General features: G+C 65.3%; 13 protein-coding genes. 10 read left to right on the top strand and 3 right to left on the bottom strand.

The features are described from left to right. Nucleotides 1–6: 6 nt before the first annotated feature. From hisI to BDK88_RS04625, 5 genes are all read left to right on the top strand, one after another. Nucleotides 7–375, top strand: coding sequence for a phosphoribosyl-AMP cyclohydrolase (gene hisI / locus BDK88_RS04640; protein WP_130499369.1), 369 nt, complete (start codon nt 7–9; stop codon nt 373–375). Nucleotides 376–378: 3 nt separating this feature from the next. After that, nucleotides 379–1,557 (top strand): DUF7118 family protein, encoded by a 1,179-nt coding sequence (locus BDK88_RS04635; RefSeq protein WP_130499368.1) that lies wholly within the window; start codon nt 379–381, stop codon nt 1,555–1,557. A gap of 102 nt (nt 1,558–1,659) precedes the next feature. After that, nucleotides 1,660–2,322 (top strand): DsbA family protein, encoded by a 663-nt coding sequence (locus tag BDK88_RS04630; RefSeq protein WP_130499367.1) that lies wholly within the window; start codon nt 1,660–1,662, stop codon nt 2,320–2,322. 52 nt (nt 2,323–2,374) lie between these two features. Further along, nucleotides 2,375–2,512 carry a hypothetical protein gene (locus BDK88_RS21055; protein ID WP_165396907.1) on the top strand — a complete coding sequence of 46 codons (138 nt, stop codon included), beginning with the start codon at nt 2,375–2,377 and terminating at the stop codon, nt 2,510–2,512. 2 nt (nt 2,513–2,514) lie between these two features. Continuing rightward, nucleotides 2,515–4,014 carry a glycosyl hydrolase family 28-related protein gene (locus BDK88_RS04625; RefSeq protein ID WP_130499366.1) on the top strand — a complete coding sequence of 500 codons (1,500 nt, stop codon included), beginning with the start codon at nt 2,515–2,517 and terminating at the stop codon, nt 4,012–4,014. Between the two features lie 42 nt (nt 4,015–4,056). Here the strand turns inward: BDK88_RS04625 and glmM are convergent, their stop codons facing one another. Continuing rightward, complete coding sequence (glmM, locus tag BDK88_RS04620; protein WP_130499365.1) at nt 4,057–5,433, bottom strand: phosphoglucosamine mutase; 1,377 nt, start codon at nt 5,431–5,433, stop codon at nt 4,057–4,059. A 179-nt stretch (nt 5,434–5,612) separates the two neighbouring features. Between glmM and BDK88_RS04615 the strand changes: the two genes are divergently transcribed. From BDK88_RS04615 to BDK88_RS04600, 4 genes are all read left to right on the top strand, one after another. Next, the gene (locus BDK88_RS04615) at nt 5,613–6,488 is read left to right on the top strand and encodes an HVO_0234 family beta-propeller protein (protein WP_130499364.1); all 876 of its coding nucleotides are present in this window, start codon (nt 5,613–5,615) and stop codon (nt 6,486–6,488) included. Nucleotides 6,489–6,606: 118 nt separating this feature from the next. Continuing rightward, nucleotides 6,607–7,128 carry a hypothetical protein gene (locus BDK88_RS04610; RefSeq protein WP_165396906.1) on the top strand — a complete coding sequence of 174 codons (522 nt, stop codon included), beginning with the start codon at nt 6,607–6,609 and terminating at the stop codon, nt 7,126–7,128. Between the two features lie 92 nt (nt 7,129–7,220). Next, nucleotides 7,221–8,078 (top strand): ribose-phosphate diphosphokinase, encoded by an 858-nt coding sequence (locus tag BDK88_RS04605; protein WP_130499363.1) that lies wholly within the window; start codon nt 7,221–7,223, stop codon nt 8,076–8,078. A 101-nt stretch (nt 8,079–8,179) separates the two neighbouring features. Then, nucleotides 8,180–8,719, top strand: a complete 540-nt coding sequence (locus tag BDK88_RS04600) for a heme NO-binding domain-containing protein (RefSeq protein ID WP_130499362.1) — start codon at nt 8,180–8,182, stop codon at nt 8,717–8,719. A gap of 37 nt (nt 8,720–8,756) precedes the next feature. On the opposite strand, the gene BDK88_RS04595 is transcribed toward BDK88_RS04600, so the two are convergent. Next, nucleotides 8,757–10,859, bottom strand: a complete 2,103-nt coding sequence (locus BDK88_RS04595) for a CARDB domain-containing protein (protein WP_130499361.1) — start codon at nt 10,857–10,859, stop codon at nt 8,757–8,759. 257 nt (nt 10,860–11,116) lie between these two features. Between BDK88_RS04595 and BDK88_RS04590 the strand changes: the two genes are divergently transcribed. Next, complete coding sequence (locus BDK88_RS04590; RefSeq protein WP_130499360.1) at nt 11,117–11,926, top strand: SDR family NAD(P)-dependent oxidoreductase; 810 nt, start codon at nt 11,117–11,119, stop codon at nt 11,924–11,926. 319 nt (nt 11,927–12,245) lie between these two features. Here BDK88_RS04590 and ileS read toward each other — a convergent pair whose 3' ends face one another. Further along, nucleotides 12,246–15,452, bottom strand: coding sequence for an isoleucine--tRNA ligase (ileS, locus tag BDK88_RS04585; RefSeq protein ID WP_130499359.1), 3,207 nt, complete (start codon nt 15,450–15,452; stop codon nt 12,246–12,248). Nucleotides 15,453–15,473 lie beyond the last annotated feature (21 nt).

The raw sequence follows: 15,473 nt of genomic DNA, 5'->3' as shown, positions 1-15,473 counted from the left end.
TCGAGTATGGACGACGACGTTGCAGTCGACTTCGGTGAGGACGGCCTCGTCCCCGCCGTGGCACAGGACGCCGACACCGGCGAGGTACTGATGCTTGCCTACGTCTCGCCGGAGGCCCTCGATCGAACCCGCGAGACTGGCCGCGCGCACTACTACTCGCGAAGCCGTGACGAGCTGTGGGAGAAAGGGGCGACGAGCGGCCACGTCCAAGACGTTCAGGAGATTCGCGTCGACTGTGACGCCGACACCCTGCTCTATCTGGTCGACCAGGAAGGCGGCGCGTGTCACACCGGCCATCGGTCGTGTTTCTACCGGACGATCGAGGGTGAGAACGTCGGCGAACGAGTGTTCGACCCGGACGCCGTCTACGAGTAACCGATGAGCGAGCGCGTCCCGCCCTCCGACGCCCGCTCCGACGCCGCCGGCAGTAGCGACGACAACCCGACACCGCACGAGGCACTCGAGGTCGCCCGCGACCGCCTCGAGACGATCGACGCGCGGATCGCAGACCACGACGAGGACACCGTCGAGGCGGTCGCAACCGCGTATCGGACCGCGACCGACCTGTTAGAGGACTATGTCGACCGCGCGACCGGGACCGGCAAGGAGAATTTTCAAGCATATATCGAACTCGAGGGGAAATTTGACGGGCTCGTCTCCGGACTCGACGAGGACCTCCCCGAATACGAGTCCTTCGAGGACGCCCTCGAGACGATCGACAAACGCCGGCTGAGCGAAGCCGATTTCGAGCGGGCTCGCGACGCCCTCGAGCCAGCAGCAAAATACGCGGACATGCTCGACGAACGCGAGGCCGCTCGCGAAGCACTGGCGGAGGCCCGCAAAGCCGCGAGCAAACGGCTGCAGACGATCGACGACGAGATCGACGAGCGCGAGCGGCTGCTCGAACTCGCGGATGCGGATCTCGACGCGCCGGTCGAGCGACTCCGCGAGCCGATCGAGCACTATAACGAGGCGATCCGCGAGGCCGTTCGGGCGTATCGCCTCGAGACCAGTGCCCGCGAGGTGTTCGCCCTGCTCGAGCGAAGCCGGTGGTATCCGTTCGTGACCTACGAGCGCCCGCCCGAGGACTTAGCAGCGTACGTCCGCGAGAATCCGGCCGGCGAATATACGATTCCCGAGTTGCTCGAGTACGCCGACTACTCCCGGTCGAAACTCTCGCACTACGTCGAGAGCGCGGACGAACTCAAACGCAACGTCGCGACACAGCAGACGTATCTCGAGGGGATCGATGCCGAGGCGCTGACGATCGATTGGCCGCCCGGGCCTGCAGGTGCCCTGCGAGCCCGGACGCGGGAGTATCAGCCGTTCGTCGCGCGAATCGCCGACGAGGACGTCGTCGCGGCCTTACGCGAAGTGCGGCTGCTCGCGACCGATCCCGACTACGACCGCTTACAGACCGCAGCCCAGGCCGTCGACCGGCTCACGCCCGCCGAACGCGAGCGGCTGGCCGACGGCCGCGTTGACGACGAACTCGAGGCGTTGCGGGCCGAACGGGAGCGACTCGAGGACGCGCTCGCCGTTGACGATCCGGTCTAAAGGCGGCCGGCAGTCGCGGTTGGCGGGGGAGATGACCGTCGTGGGAGCTGCTCTCGTTCGCGAACGGCATCGTATATATGTCACTGCGCCGTTCGCCAGACTATGCGAACGACGCGGCGGTCAACCCTCATTGCACTTGGTGGAACGATCACGCTGTCGACCACGGCCGGCTGTCTCGGTGGCTCCGGCAGCGGCTCGTTTCCCAGCGACTGTGACGGGACAGAAGTCGAAACGGTCGATTCACTCCCACGGCCCGCACTCGGTCCAGAAGACGCCGCCGTCACCGTCGATGTCTTCGAGGACTTCGCCTGTGGACACTGTGCGACGTTCACCAATGACGTCTATCCACAGATCGAATCGACCTACATCGAGCCCGGTGACGTCCGCTATCGCTACTTCGACTATCCGATCCCCGTCGATGAAAACTGGTCGTGGCGTGCCGCTTCGGCTGCCCGCGCAGTCCAGGACCGAACCGATGCCGAGACGTTCTTTTCCTTTGCCAAGGGGATCTACGAGGAGCAAGCCCGACTCGGCGAGGACGGCTACCAGTTCATCCGCGAGGTCGCCAACGACCACGATGTCGACGGCTGTACGATCGCCGCCGCAGCCGATCAAGAGGCGTATCGTGGGGTCGTCGAAGCGGACAGGCAGACGGGAGACAGCCGCGGCGTGCCAGGAACGCCGGCCGTCTTCGTCGACGGGACCCTCCTCGAGAACTACGAGTGGGACACCGTCAGCGCCGCGATCGACGCGCAACTCGAGTGAGGAGTCGGCCGCCTAACAGGTAGTTTATACGGCGAAAGACGAGTCAGATATCATGGACGATTCAGAACCGGGGCGACGGGACGTCCTCATCGCAACGTCGGGGTTTCTCACGCTTGCAGGCTGTACGAACAGTGCGGCCGTCGAATCCGGGTACGGAACGGCGTACGGAGACACATACGGGAGTGAGTAACCATGGTCGATCACACGCCGCGTCTCGGACTGGGGACGTACGAGCAGGGCGAACAGTGGGACCACACCGACGCGGTCGAGGCGATCGACGCGCACGCGATCGTCCACGGGCCGATCAGCGAGCGACCGGCAACCGGCGAGTACGACGACGAACTGTATCACGCGACCGATCAAGGAATTACCTGGCGCTGGGACGCCGCGAGCGACGACTGGACCTACTTCAGCGGTCGCGGAAGTGCCGAGCAACCGGTACCGGGGACGAGCCACTTCGCGGCGGCCCGGCTCACTCACGCTCGCACCGAAGAGACCCCCGTGTGGAACGTCGAGGCCCACGGCATCGAAGGCGACGGGGAAACCGCTGTCGGCCAGGCAGTCCACGACCTCCTCGAGGACGTCGCTGACGCCGGCGGCGGGATCGTGTACTTCCCGCCCGGGAGGTATCTGCTCGAGCGGACACCACTGATCGGCGACGACACGATCGTCCTCGGTGCGGGCCGTGCGACCGTTCTCGTCGGGATCCGTCCCGACGGTGAGAACGGACGGGCGCTGCTCTCGAATATGGGCTACGACGAGCCGGGATACGACGGCGCATCGAACTGGGGCGTCTGCAACGTCCGGGTCGATTCGCCGGAATCGACGGGAATCATGCCCGCCCACGCAGCAAACGTCCGACTGGAGCGGATCTACGGCGACCGCATTCACTACCACCACATCGACGTCGTGTCGTCGAAAAACGTCGTCATCGACGGCTACTGGGCGACCCGTGGCGGCGAGGGGGACTCGGACGCGCCGGTGCAGTTCGACAGTCAACAGCCGGATACGAGCTGGAACAGCGTCTGGGACGGCAGCGACGACGTGCTTGTCGCGGACGACGGGACACCCACCGAGAACTGCACGCTCAAAAACTTCGAGATCGATCCGGCGAACGACCCCGACTACGGTGTCCACCTTCACCGCGGGACGAACGAGGGGATCACCATCACGGACGGCCAGATCACCGGCTGTGAGTATACGGCGATCAGAGCTGATCCGGACGAGACGGTCGCAGACCTGACGATCGACCGGGTCTCGTGTCTCGAGAACGCACGGGGGATCACGCTGGGAGAAATCGAGGACGGCCGTCAGGGGTTGACGATCAATAACGTCACGATCAGAACCACCGACACCGACATCGCCAGCGGCTCGGGGCTGTACGCGGCCGGCTTCGACGGCGCTGCGATCTCGAATGTCACCGTCGACGGCCCGTTTACGAACGCGATCATCTTCGACGACATGGCCGACCTGAAACTCAGCGGCGTGACCGCGACGGGCGCGGACCATCAGTCGTTCCGATTCAGAGCGAACGTCGACGCGACGCTGACGACTGCTCGAGCGGCCGACTGTGGTACTGTAGGGATCTACGTCGGCCCTGACAGTCGCGTCGCCTACGGCGGTGTGACGTTCGACGACGTTGGGGACGAAGTCGTCGTCGACGGGGAGCTTCGGGAGTGGGCCTCGTCGTGATTGGGGCGTCGAGCTCGAGGGCTCGAGCAACGGAGCCCGGCGTTACGCGTCGGCTTTCGCAGCGGTCAGCGCCTCGTACATGTCGCTGGCGAGGGCTTCGGCGCGGTTTCCATCGCGGGCCTCGGCGTAGATCCGGACGAGCGGTTCGGTGCCGGAGGGACGAGCGAGCACCCACGCGTCGCCGTAATCCAGTCGGTAGCCGTCGCGGGTGTTGAGCTCGGCGTCGGCGGCGTTGGCCTGGTTGGCCGCCGCATCGAGCATCGCGTCACGTTCGGCTGTCGACTCGTATTCGACGTTGTGGCGGACGTTGACGTAGCCGTCGTAGGGTGCGACGAGCTCGCTGACCGGCTTCTCGGCGACTAACTCGAGGAAGCGCGCAGCCGTGTAGGCTCCGTCTCGCGAGAGCCGATAGTCGGGGAAGAAGATCCCGCCATTGCCCTCGCCGGCGATCGGTACGTGTCTGTCGTTCGCCTCGAGTTCCTGAATACGAGTGATGATGTTCGTCGAGCCAATCGGGGTGAGCTCGAGTTCGGCGCCAACGTCGTCGACCACGTCGACGAGTCGCTGGGAGACGTTGACAGCCGAGACGGCCGTGTCGCCGGCCTCGAGTTCGGCAGCTGCGAGTGCGGCCAGCGTCGCGTCGCCCTCGACGTACTCGCCGTGTTCGTCGAAGAAAATCGCGCGGTCGGCATCGCCGTCGTGGGCAACGCCGACGTCGGCGTCGGTCGCGCGGACGAGTCGGCCCAGATCGGTGAGGTTGTCGGGGACGGGTTCGGGATCGCGGCCGGGGAAGTGGCCGTCGGGCTGGCTGTTGACGGTGACGACGCGACAGCCCAGTTTTCGGAAGAATTCGGGACTCGTCAATGAACCCGCACCGTGGCCCGGATCGAGTGCAACGGTGAGGTCGGCGTCGGCGATCGTCTCTCGGTCGGTCGCCGCGAGCAGTTCATCGACATAGGCCCGGCCGACGCCGTCGATCTCGCGGACGCGTCCCGTCTCGTCCCACGGGGCGACGGAAAACGATTCGGCGAGCAGGGTTTCTTCGATCTCCTCGAGTGCGGCCACCGAGAGTTCGACACCGTCGGGCCCGACGAGTTTGACGCCGTTGTACTGGGGCGGGTTGTGTGAGGCCGTGATGACCACGACCGGCACCCCTTCGCGTTCGGCGTAGGCCTGTGCCCCCGGCGTGGGGACGACCCCGAGACGGTCGACATCGGCACCCGTACTCGCGAGCCCGCTGGCGGCCGCATCGGCCAGCATGCGCCCCGTATAGCGCGTGTCGCGAGCGATCGCGACGCGGTCCCCACCGTGGCCGTCACCCCAGGTCGTCCCCGCCGCTTTCGCGACGCGTAGGACGAACGCGGGCGTCAGCTCTTCGTTGGCGACGCCCCGCGTCCCACTCGATCCGAAGACTTGCATCACGCGCTAGTCCGGGCGGACTCCCCAAAGGGATTCCGCAACTCGATCCGAAGACCGAGCCGGGCTGCTGTCACTGGATCCCGGCACACCCGTATGGCTGATTGGGATGTGTCAGCGCGAACGGATAGTCGTCCATATGAGGGCGGAACGTTTTCGGGCCATCCCTGTCACGTTCCTGTATGCAATCGATCGAGGAAAAACGCGTCTACGGCGATCGGCAAGGGGCGATCACAGCCTACGTCGCAAGCGCGATGGGCGTCGTTCGCGTCCGGGTCGCCGGTGACACAGTTGGCGAATTCGGCCTCTGTGAACGCTGTGGTGCTCGAGACGTCGCAGCCAGCCCCGACGCCATCGCCGTCGCGACGGACGACGACGTTCGCATACTCGAACTCGAGGCGGAATCCACGTCCGACCGCGAGGGTGACGCGCCGGTCGTGGCCGACGACGAGTCGTTCGTCGAGACCGGCTTCGGCCCGGCGGTCGCCGTCGGCTTCGATGGCGACGACGTGCTCGCAGCCGGGCCGGACGGTCGCGTCGCGTGTCGCACAGCCGGGGCCGACGAGTGGACGACGCTTTCGGACGGCTTCGAGACAGCGGTGCGGGCGATCGACGGTGATCTCGTGGGCACGGCCGACGGCGCGTATCGAGTCAGCGACGACGGCCTCGCACACGCCGGCCTGTCGGACGTGCGTGACGTCTCGGCTGCCGGGGTGCCACTCGCGGCCACCGCGGATGGACTCCACAAACTCGGCAACGGCTGGATGACCGTCTTGGAGGGCGAATTCGAGACCGTCGCCGCCGATCCGCGCTCGGAGCGGGGCGAGCTCGTCCGCACCCACGCGGTCGCCGCAGACGGCGTCTACGAGTTCGTCGCCGACGAGTGGCACGCGATCGACGGCTCGAGCGAGCACATCGTCGGCGTCGGCTACGGCGAGACGACCTACGCCGTCACGGACGAGGGGACGTTCCTCGCGTGGAGCGACGGGGAGTGGCGAACGCGAGCGCTGGGCGTCAGGGACGTGTCGGGGCTCGCCGTGCGACCGGAGCGGCAGTAGACCCACCCAATTGGTTCTCAAAGCGGTACGGGAGATCGACACGCGAGCGTCGAATTCCCAGACAGCACGGAGACGGAGTATACAAGAGTTAACGATACTGAATAACAGCTATCAATAAATGAGCGATCTCTCACGACGACGGCTGCTAGCTGCGACCGGCACCGTCTGTACCGGTGCTGTCGCCGGCTGTACGGGCAGCGGCGACGAAACGGATGGAACCGACGGGAGTGAAAACGACGAGTCCGCTGGCGACGGCGGAACCGACGGGAGCGCGACGGCCGATACCGCGGGGACGCTCCTCGGAGACATCACCGTCGACAACCTCGACAGTACCGCCCACACGGTCGACGTCATCGTCGAGTTCGACCGGACGATCGAAGCGTGGGCGACCGAGAATCTCGCGGCCGGCGGCGGAGCAACCCTCGAGCGAAATTGGCCGTCCGAACCGGGGCAGTTCCGCGTGACGGTGAGACTGGATCAGGGCGAGCCGGTCGAGGTGACGCCGGCCGACTGGAACGACCCGTCGTGTCTGAACCTCTTCGTCCGGGTCGATCGAAACGGGGAACTGACGGTCCTGAGCGATACGAGCAGTGGTCCGTGCAGTGCCGGCGACGCGAGCGACGGCGACACTGACACGTAACTACTCGCACCGACCGACGAGGTCGACGCGCTCGAGGGGCGAACGCAGCGCAGAACGAAAGCTGGTTTAGCCCCCGGAGTGTGCCACCGACTATGATCGTCAGTGGATCCACGTCCCAGGCACTCGCCGCAGCGCTCGCTCGCGAACTCGAGGAACCGCTCGCCGCCGTCGAGTACGATCGGTTCCCCGACGGCGAACTGCTCGCGGCCGCCCCGGGCGTCGCCGACGCAGAGCCCGATCGGGCAGTCATCGTCGCCTCGACCGTCTCGAGCGACGCCCACCTCGAGGTACTCCAGTTGCAGGATGCCGTCCGCGAGGCTGGCGTCGAGGAGGTCGTCACCGTCCTGCCGTACATGGGCTACGGCCGCCAGGACAAGGCGTTCGAGCCGGGCCATCCTATCTCCGCGCGTGCGATGGCGCGAGCGATTTCGACCGGCGCAGATCGGGTGCTGACGGTCGATCCCCACGAGGAGGCGGTTTGTGAGTTCTTCGAGCCGACGGCGACGGCCGTCGACGCTGCGGGCCGACTGGCCGAGCCCTTACCCGACGACCTCGCGGATCCCGTCTTCCTCTCGCCCGACGCGGGCGCGATCGACCTCGCCGAGACGGTTCAGGGTGCCTACGGGACGGGCGAAACCGACTACTTCGAGAAGGTTCGCCACTCCGGCACCGAGGTCGAGATCACGCCAAGCGACGTCGACGTGGCCGACCGCGACGTCGTCGTCGTCGACGACATCATCGCGACGGGCTCGACGATGAGCGAAGCCGTCGGCGTCCTCCGCGAGCGATCGGTCGGTCGGGTCTACATCACCTGCGTCCACCCGCTGCTGGCTCGCAACGCCGTCACGAAGCTCTCGCGGGCCGGCGTCGAAGCGATCTACGGCACCGACACCATCGAACGCGGCGTCAGTACTGTCTCGGTCGCACCGGCGCTCGCGTCGTACCTGTAAGCAAACGGTTAAGTACTCGACCGAACGTGGCCTAGCCGTTAGCGTTTCGCACGGTTGGTGTCGGCTGTGTGAACTGCGCCGGAATTTGCATAAACGTATCAATGCACGGACTCGTCCACAAGACCCTCAAGGAGTACGTCGTCGACCGAACCGACGACGAGACCTGGGACACGATCGTCGACCGGGCCGGCCTCGAGCCGACACTGTATCTCCCCGTCAGCTACTACGACGACGCCGAGATCGACGCCATCCTCGAGACGCTGTCGGAGATGGCCACCCAGGACAGGCGTGCAATCGAACGCGACGTCGGCCGCACGCTCGCGCCTGAACTCCTCTCGACGTTTAGCGCCCACGTCAGCCGTGACTGGGAGGCGTCGGACCTGCTCGCCGAACTCGACGATGTCTACGGCGACATCGAAACCGCCACGGACGACGCGTCGCTGCCTGCGATTTCCTCTCGTCTCGAGTCCGATCACGGGGTCGTCACCTACGAGACCCACCGCGATACCACCTACTGTGGCATGGCCCACGGGATTCTCGAAGGGGTCGTCGCCGCGTTCGACGGCGACACGACCGTCACCGAAACAGCCTGTGTCGACGACGGAGCCGACATGTGTCGGTTCCGGGTTGACCTCGAGTAGCGACGAACACGGACCCGCAGCCACCGATTGCTTCCCGTCAGTACTGGCGCGATCGCACTGCGACGATGAGGAGCATCGCGACCGCGACGAGCGCCGCCGGAACGCCGAACCCGGGCACCGTCTCGATCGCCGCGGCCGGGCCGCTGCCGACGCGCGCGGTAGCAGTTCGGTCACCGACAGCGATCTGGTACCGGCCCACCTCGTCGAACCGAAGATCCGCCTCGATCGTCGTCGAGTCGCCGACCCGAAGCGCCACTGGTCGCTCGGCAACGACACCCTCGACGGTCCGGAACTCGAGGACGGCCGCTGCCGGGCGCTCGTCGGCAGCCTCGACCGTCGCAGTCACCGTCACCGGCTCGCCGGGATCGACGCGCTCGGGCGAAACGTGGAGGTCGGTGACGGTCACACTCGCTTCCGAGCGAACGATAGCGGTGAGCCGTTCGGAGCCGACGCGAAGCGTGTACGCGCCGGGCTCGGCGGGCGTCCACGAGAGGCTGTGCTGTGCCGTCTCGCCGGCTGCGAGTCGACCCCGGCGAACGTCGACCGGTCGACCGTCAACCTGCAGCGCCGCGTCGTACGCACCGGCTCGGCTGCCGACGTTGGCGACCGTGACCGGCAGCGACACCGGTTTACCGGCTGGGACCGCGATCACGTCGCCAGCTTCATCGGCGGTTCCCGTCGACCCCGAGGCGTTCCACCGTGGCCACTCCCGGCCCGCCACCTCGAGGGAGTCCGTCTCCAACTCGGACTCGAACTCGGCGACCGGCTGGTCGAAGGCCGCCGCGTGCTGGCTCCGGCTCCACATCTCGGGCGTCGCCTCGGTTTGCGTGTATCGTTCGGCAGCAGTCCGGACGTCAGCCCCGCCGTACTCCGCAAGCGTTTGCAGGAAGTCGGCCTCGGTGATCCGGCCCTCCTGGGCGTTCAACGCGCGGAAGACATCCTCGAGCGTCCGGTCGCCGTCGGTTGCGAGCCGCAGTTGGCGGTCGAGCTCGCCGTAGACGAGTGCTCCCTTTGCGTAGTCCGTCTTCGGATCCGCCCACGTCGAGCGATCGACCAGCACTCCGTCGGCGTACGGCGATCGCTCGCCGCGCTCGAGGAGGGCGCTGAAATCGTCGAAGTCAGTGCTACCGTGCTCGAAGGCGAGCAGTCCCGCGTAGTAGTCGGCCTGGGCTTCGATGAGCCACGCTGTCTTCGGCGTAGTGTCGGTCGCCGCATTCGAGAAGCGCTGCCGGACGTGGACGTACTCGTGGAGCCAGGCCGGGTTCGGCTCATCGAGCGTGGCGTCGGCGACGACCCACGCGTCGGCGCGGCCGTACTGAATCCCGCGTGGTCCCCAGTCGGCCCCGGTTGGCGCTGCGATCACGACCACCTCGTCGCGTTGCATCCCCACCGCGAGACTGCTGCGTGCGTCCGCCAGTGCCGTCAGGATCGCGTCCGGTGACTCCTCGAGCCGTGTGGCGTCGGGGACGACCAGCCGGATCATCCCGCCGTCGGTGGCTCGCTCGTAGGTCGTCACCGGACCGAAGACGGCGATGTCGCCGCCGGTCGTACCCGGGCCGTCGACAGTCACCGTCTCCTCGATGCCAACCGGGTCAGTCCGTCGCAGGGAGACGTTGAGCGATGGTACCGCGACGATCCCCCAGTCGCCTGTCTCGACGAACGTGTATCCCGTCTCTGACGTGCGTGTCCCGTCGCTCCCGCCTCGCCGATCGGCTGGCATCGTATAGCGGATCGCTGGCTCGTCAGTCGTGCCGGTCCACGCGTAGGTCCGCTCGCCCGTCCGCTCGAGCCCCGTCACCGATTCGACGGTCGCACTCTGTTGGAGTTCGATCTCGAACTCGGTGACGGCACCGGGGACGTGAAACGTCGTCTCCGTCTCGAACACGTCAGGGTCGTCGGGACGATGTCTGAGAACGGTCGTGCGGTCGAACACGTCGGCGCTGGATGTGGTCGCCGAACCAACGTTCGTTCCGATCGATACCAGCGTCTCGCTGGAACTCGCAGCCAGTTCCCCGCCGGAATCGGCGACAGCAGGCTCAGTGGGTGCAGCCGCCCGTGCCGGCTCGAGGATGCCGACGCCGGCCGGCAGACTACAGACGAGCACGACGACGAACGCGAGGGCGGGGACTCGAGAACTCACTACCCACCTCTGGTTAGTCAGTGCACAAGACCTTTGTGACGACGGTATCTTCCACTGAGAAATTATATTTGAGCGAGATAGAATCGGTTACGTTCGGTTCGAGCAGTCGACCGTGTCGCTGTCCTCGTGAGCGGACTACGAGAACACGTCGTCCTGGGCGAATAAACGGCCATACCCGTGACGGACCAGCATCCGGTTTCAAATTGTGTGATTTCTGGAAGGAGTTTTTATGTTAAATGGTAACGTCTACCTTGGCCATGGTCAAGAAACGAAATCTCGACGGGACAGTCGCGATCGTGACCGGTGCTGCAGGGGAAATCGGTGGTGGCATTGCACGCGAACTGGCCGCTGCGGGTTGTAACATCGTCCTCGCTGATATCGGCGTCACGGAGTCCGCAGCCGATGACGACTCGAAGCCCGATAACATCGATCACGCCGAAGCCCTCGCTGACGAGATCGAGGCGTCGACGGATTCCGAGGCGGTAATCGTCGAATGTGACGTCACGAGCGCAGACCAGACAGAAGAGCTGGTCGACGCGACACTCGACGAGTTCGGGCGGCTCGATATTCTCGTAAACAACGCGGGGATCATCACCTACTCGCCGGTCGAGGAACTGGACGAAAGCGAGTGGGATGCCGTCATGGACGTCAACGCGAAGGGGGTCTTTCTCTGTTCGCGCGCTGCCATCCCGGAACTCAAAGATGGCGGCTCCATCATCAATACCGCCTCCATCGCCGGCGAGATGAGCGCCGCAGGAATCGCACACTACGCGGCATCGAAGCACGCCGTGATGGCACTCACGAAAACGCTCGCACTCGAACTCGCCGAGGACGACGTCACGGTCAATGCGATCTGTCCGGGGATCGTCGACACCCCGATGTGGCGCGACGTCCTCACCCCCGCAAGCGAAGAGCCGTACGAGGAGACGATTCAGCGGTCGATTCCCCTCAACCGTGACCAGAAGCCGGACGACATGGGCCGTCTCGCCGTCTTTTTCGCTGAGAATCGCAACGTGACGGGCGAAGCAGTCAAAGTCGATGGCGGCATCACACAGGACGTTCTCTAACGCCAGCACAACCAACGAACCAATCAGGTTCGTCTCCGGTTTCGAGACTAACCTCGCGTTATCTCTATCTGTTCGTCTGATGATTCCGCAGCCGTCAGCGCCCCGAGAGCACTGCTCTTGCTGGCCTTGCCTCGTTTCGTCCGCAAGAATCAAAAGTCGCCTGCGACGCTCGAGGGTAGCTACTCAGACGCTTCCGCAGCCGCCAGCGCCTCGAGTGCGATCTCGGCATCCACCTTTTTCCGTTCGGGTCGCTCGCAGCGCTCGCGACCACTCACGCAAAAATCTGGACCAAAAAACCGCCTCGCTTCGCTCGGCAGTTCTATTCCGAGGCCTCAGCAGCCGCCAGCGCCTCGAGTGCGATCTCCATCATCACACCGTCGACATCCCACTCCTTGCGGTGGCCGTCCTCGACTGTCCGCCGTTCGTCGGCGCGGACTTCCTCGTTGATCAGGTCCGCGCGCTCGGCGACGAGGTCGGCGACGCGGTCGTCGTCGATCGCGAGGTCGAGTGCGATCCGCTCTTCGACGTCGAGATCGAGGTCCTTGCGCATCTCCTGAACGCGGCGGATGACCTCGCGAGCGTAGCCTTCGCTTTCGATGTCATCAGTCAGGGAGGCGTCAACGTAGGCGACGCCGCGGTCGTCGCCGTCGGTGCCGAAGGCAGTGCCGGCGATGTCGTCGGGCGTCTGGGTCACGAACGAAACCATCGACTCCTCGAGTTCCTCGTCGTCTTCGAGGACGTCCGCGACGGCATCTTCGAGCGCTTCGAGGCTCGGTTCGTCGATCCGGGCTTCGTTGAGCGCGTTCATGACCTGACCGGCGCGACCACCGAAGGTCGGGCCGAGTTCGCTCATGTCGGCCTCGGCGCTGTACTGGAGTTCGCCCCAGCGGTCCTCCGGCGAGACGAGTTCGATCTCGCGGGCGTTGAGCCGTTCCTCGAGCAGGCCAGTGTGGCGCTCGACGGCCTCGACGACACGCTCGTCGTCGGCGGCAACGACAACGCGCGGGACCGGCCAGCGGAGTTTGCGACCGGCCTGTTGGCGGGCGTTCGCGCCGGCTTCCTCGATGGCGCGGAGGAGGGAAACGTCTTCCTCGAGTTGTTCGTCGACCCAGTGCTCGTCGACGTCGGGCCAGTCTTCCATGTGGACGGTGTCGAACCCGTCCTCGCCGGTGAGCGTGCCGTAGATCTCCTCGCTGATGAAGGGGGCATACGGCGCGAGCAGGGCGACGCTCTCCCGGAGGACGCGATAGATCGTCGCGTAGGCGGCCTGTTTCGAGGCGCTGTCTTCTTCTTCCCACATGCGCTCGCGGACGGCCTGGACGTAGAACCGAGAAACGTCCTCGACGACGAACGCGAGGAGTTCATCGACGGCCTTGTCCTGGCGGAAGTCCTCGAAGTGGGCAGTCATCTCGGCTTTCGTCGACTGGAGCCGGGCGAGCACCCACTCATCGAGGGGCTCGAGGGCATCGTCGACATCCTCGAGCGTCGTCTGCTGAGGGTCGAAGTCGTCTAAGCGCATGTACGGCAGCGGGAACCGGAAGACGTTCCACAGCGTCCGGAGGTGGTTCTCCATCGTCTGCATCCCGTCCCAGTCGAAGCGCATGTCCTCGCCCTGCGGGTTGTTCGAGAGGAGGAACAGCCGCATAACGTCCCGGCCGTGGCGGTCGATCGCCTCGTGGGGATCGATCAGGATGTCCTTGGACTTGCTCATCGCGCGGCCGTCGGGCATCAGCGCGTGGCCGTGCATCAGGACCTCCTGATAGGGGCTTTCGCCGAGTGCGGCGGTTCCCATCCCGAGCTGGGACCAGAACCAGCCGCGGGTCTGGTCGTGGGCCTCGAGAATCAGGTCGGCAGGCCAGAGTTCGTCGAATCGGCTGTCGTCGGAGGGGTAATCGAGAGTGCCCCACGACGCGACCGAGGAGTCGAGCCAGACGTCGAAGACGTCGGGCACGCGGGTGTATGTGGTACCGTCCTCGGAGATAGTGAGGTCGTCGACCGTGTCCTTGTGGAGGTCGACCTCGTCTGGATCGATGTCCTGATCGACGCGCTCGGCGAGTTCTTCGCGGGTACCGATGACGATCATGTCCTCGTCATCGTCTCGGTCTTCGGGGGTCCAGACCGGCAGCGGGATGCCCCAGTAGCGCTGGCGGGAGACGTTCCAGTCCGGCGCTTCCTCGACGAAGTCACGGAAGCGGCTGTCACGAGCCCACTCGGGGTGCCACTCGCTGTCCTCGATGTTCTCGAGCAGGTCGTCTTTGATGTCCGTGATCGTGATGAACCACTGGTCGGTGACGATCTGGAGGATGCCCGTGTCACAGCGCCAACAGTGGCCGTAGCTGTGGTGGACGGTGCCCGAGGCCAGCAGTGCGCCGTTGTCCTCGAGATCAGCAATGATCTCGTCGTCGGCGTCTTTGACGAACTGACCCTCGTACTTGCCAGCCTCTTCGGTGTAGACGCCGTCGCCACCGACCGGACAGAAGATCGGGAAGCCGAGTTCGCGGCCGCGCTCGAAGTCGACTTCACCGTGGCCGGGCGCGGAGTGAACGAGGCCGGTGCCGTCGCCGTGGGTGTCGACGTAGTCGGCAGCGTAGACCTCGAAGACGCCCTCGCCGTCGACGTGGTCGGGCACCTCCTCGGCGAGCGGGTGCTCGTAGGACCAGCCGATGAGGTCCTCGCCGGAGAGTTCCTCGACGATCTCGTAATCGTCGTAGCGCCCCTCCTTCAGTACCTCCTCGTGTTTCGCATCGGCGAGATAGAGGAGTTCCTCCTCGCCGTCTTTCTCGGCGCGCACGCCGACGTAGTCGCCCTCCTCGTCGACGGCGACGAAGGTGTTCGCGGGGATCGTCCACGGCGTCGTCGTCCAGATGACGATCGAACCTTCGCGGTCCTCGAGGTCGAATTTGACGTAAATCGAGGGGTCCTCGACGTCTTCGTACTCGACTTCGTTGTTCGCGATCGCGGTCTCACACCGGGGACACTGCGAGATCGAGCGGTGGCCCTGCTCGACCAAGCCGCGGTCGGCGGCGTTCGAAAAGCCCCACCAAGCCGCTTCCATGTATTCGGGCTCGAGGGTCTTGTAGGGGTTGTCCCAGTCCATCCAGACGCCGAAGTCCTGGAAGTCCGACTGCAGGCCCTCGAGTTGCTCGTTGGCGTAGTCTTTACACTCCTGAATGAAGTTCTCCTCGCCGAACTCCTCGATGTCTTTCTTGTTCTCGAAGCCAAGCCGCTCCTCGACGCGAGTCTCGATCGGGAGCCCGTGCATGTCGTAGCCCGGCCGATCCGTGACGTCGTAGCCCTGCATCCGCAGGTATCGCAGGTAGACGTCTTTTAGCGACTTGTTCCAGGTGGTCCCCATGTGCGCCGACCCCGACGTGTACGGCGGGCCGTCGACGAAGAAGAAAGACTCACCGTCCGATCGGTGCTCGACCGTCTGCTCGTAGGCGTCGACGTCGTCCCAGTACTCGAAAACCCGTTGCTCGAGTTCGTCTGGGTCGTACTGGTCGTCGACCTCGCCGAACCTGCTCATATCCGACCTAATCGCCTCCGA

Source organism: Natrinema hispanicum, from assembly GCF_004217335.1.
Classification (GTDB): Archaea; Halobacteriota; Halobacteria; order Halobacteriales; family Natrialbaceae; genus Natrinema; species Natrinema hispanicum.
Note: the sequence above shows the minus strand (reverse complement) of the source record. Positions and strands in the feature narration are given on the sequence as shown.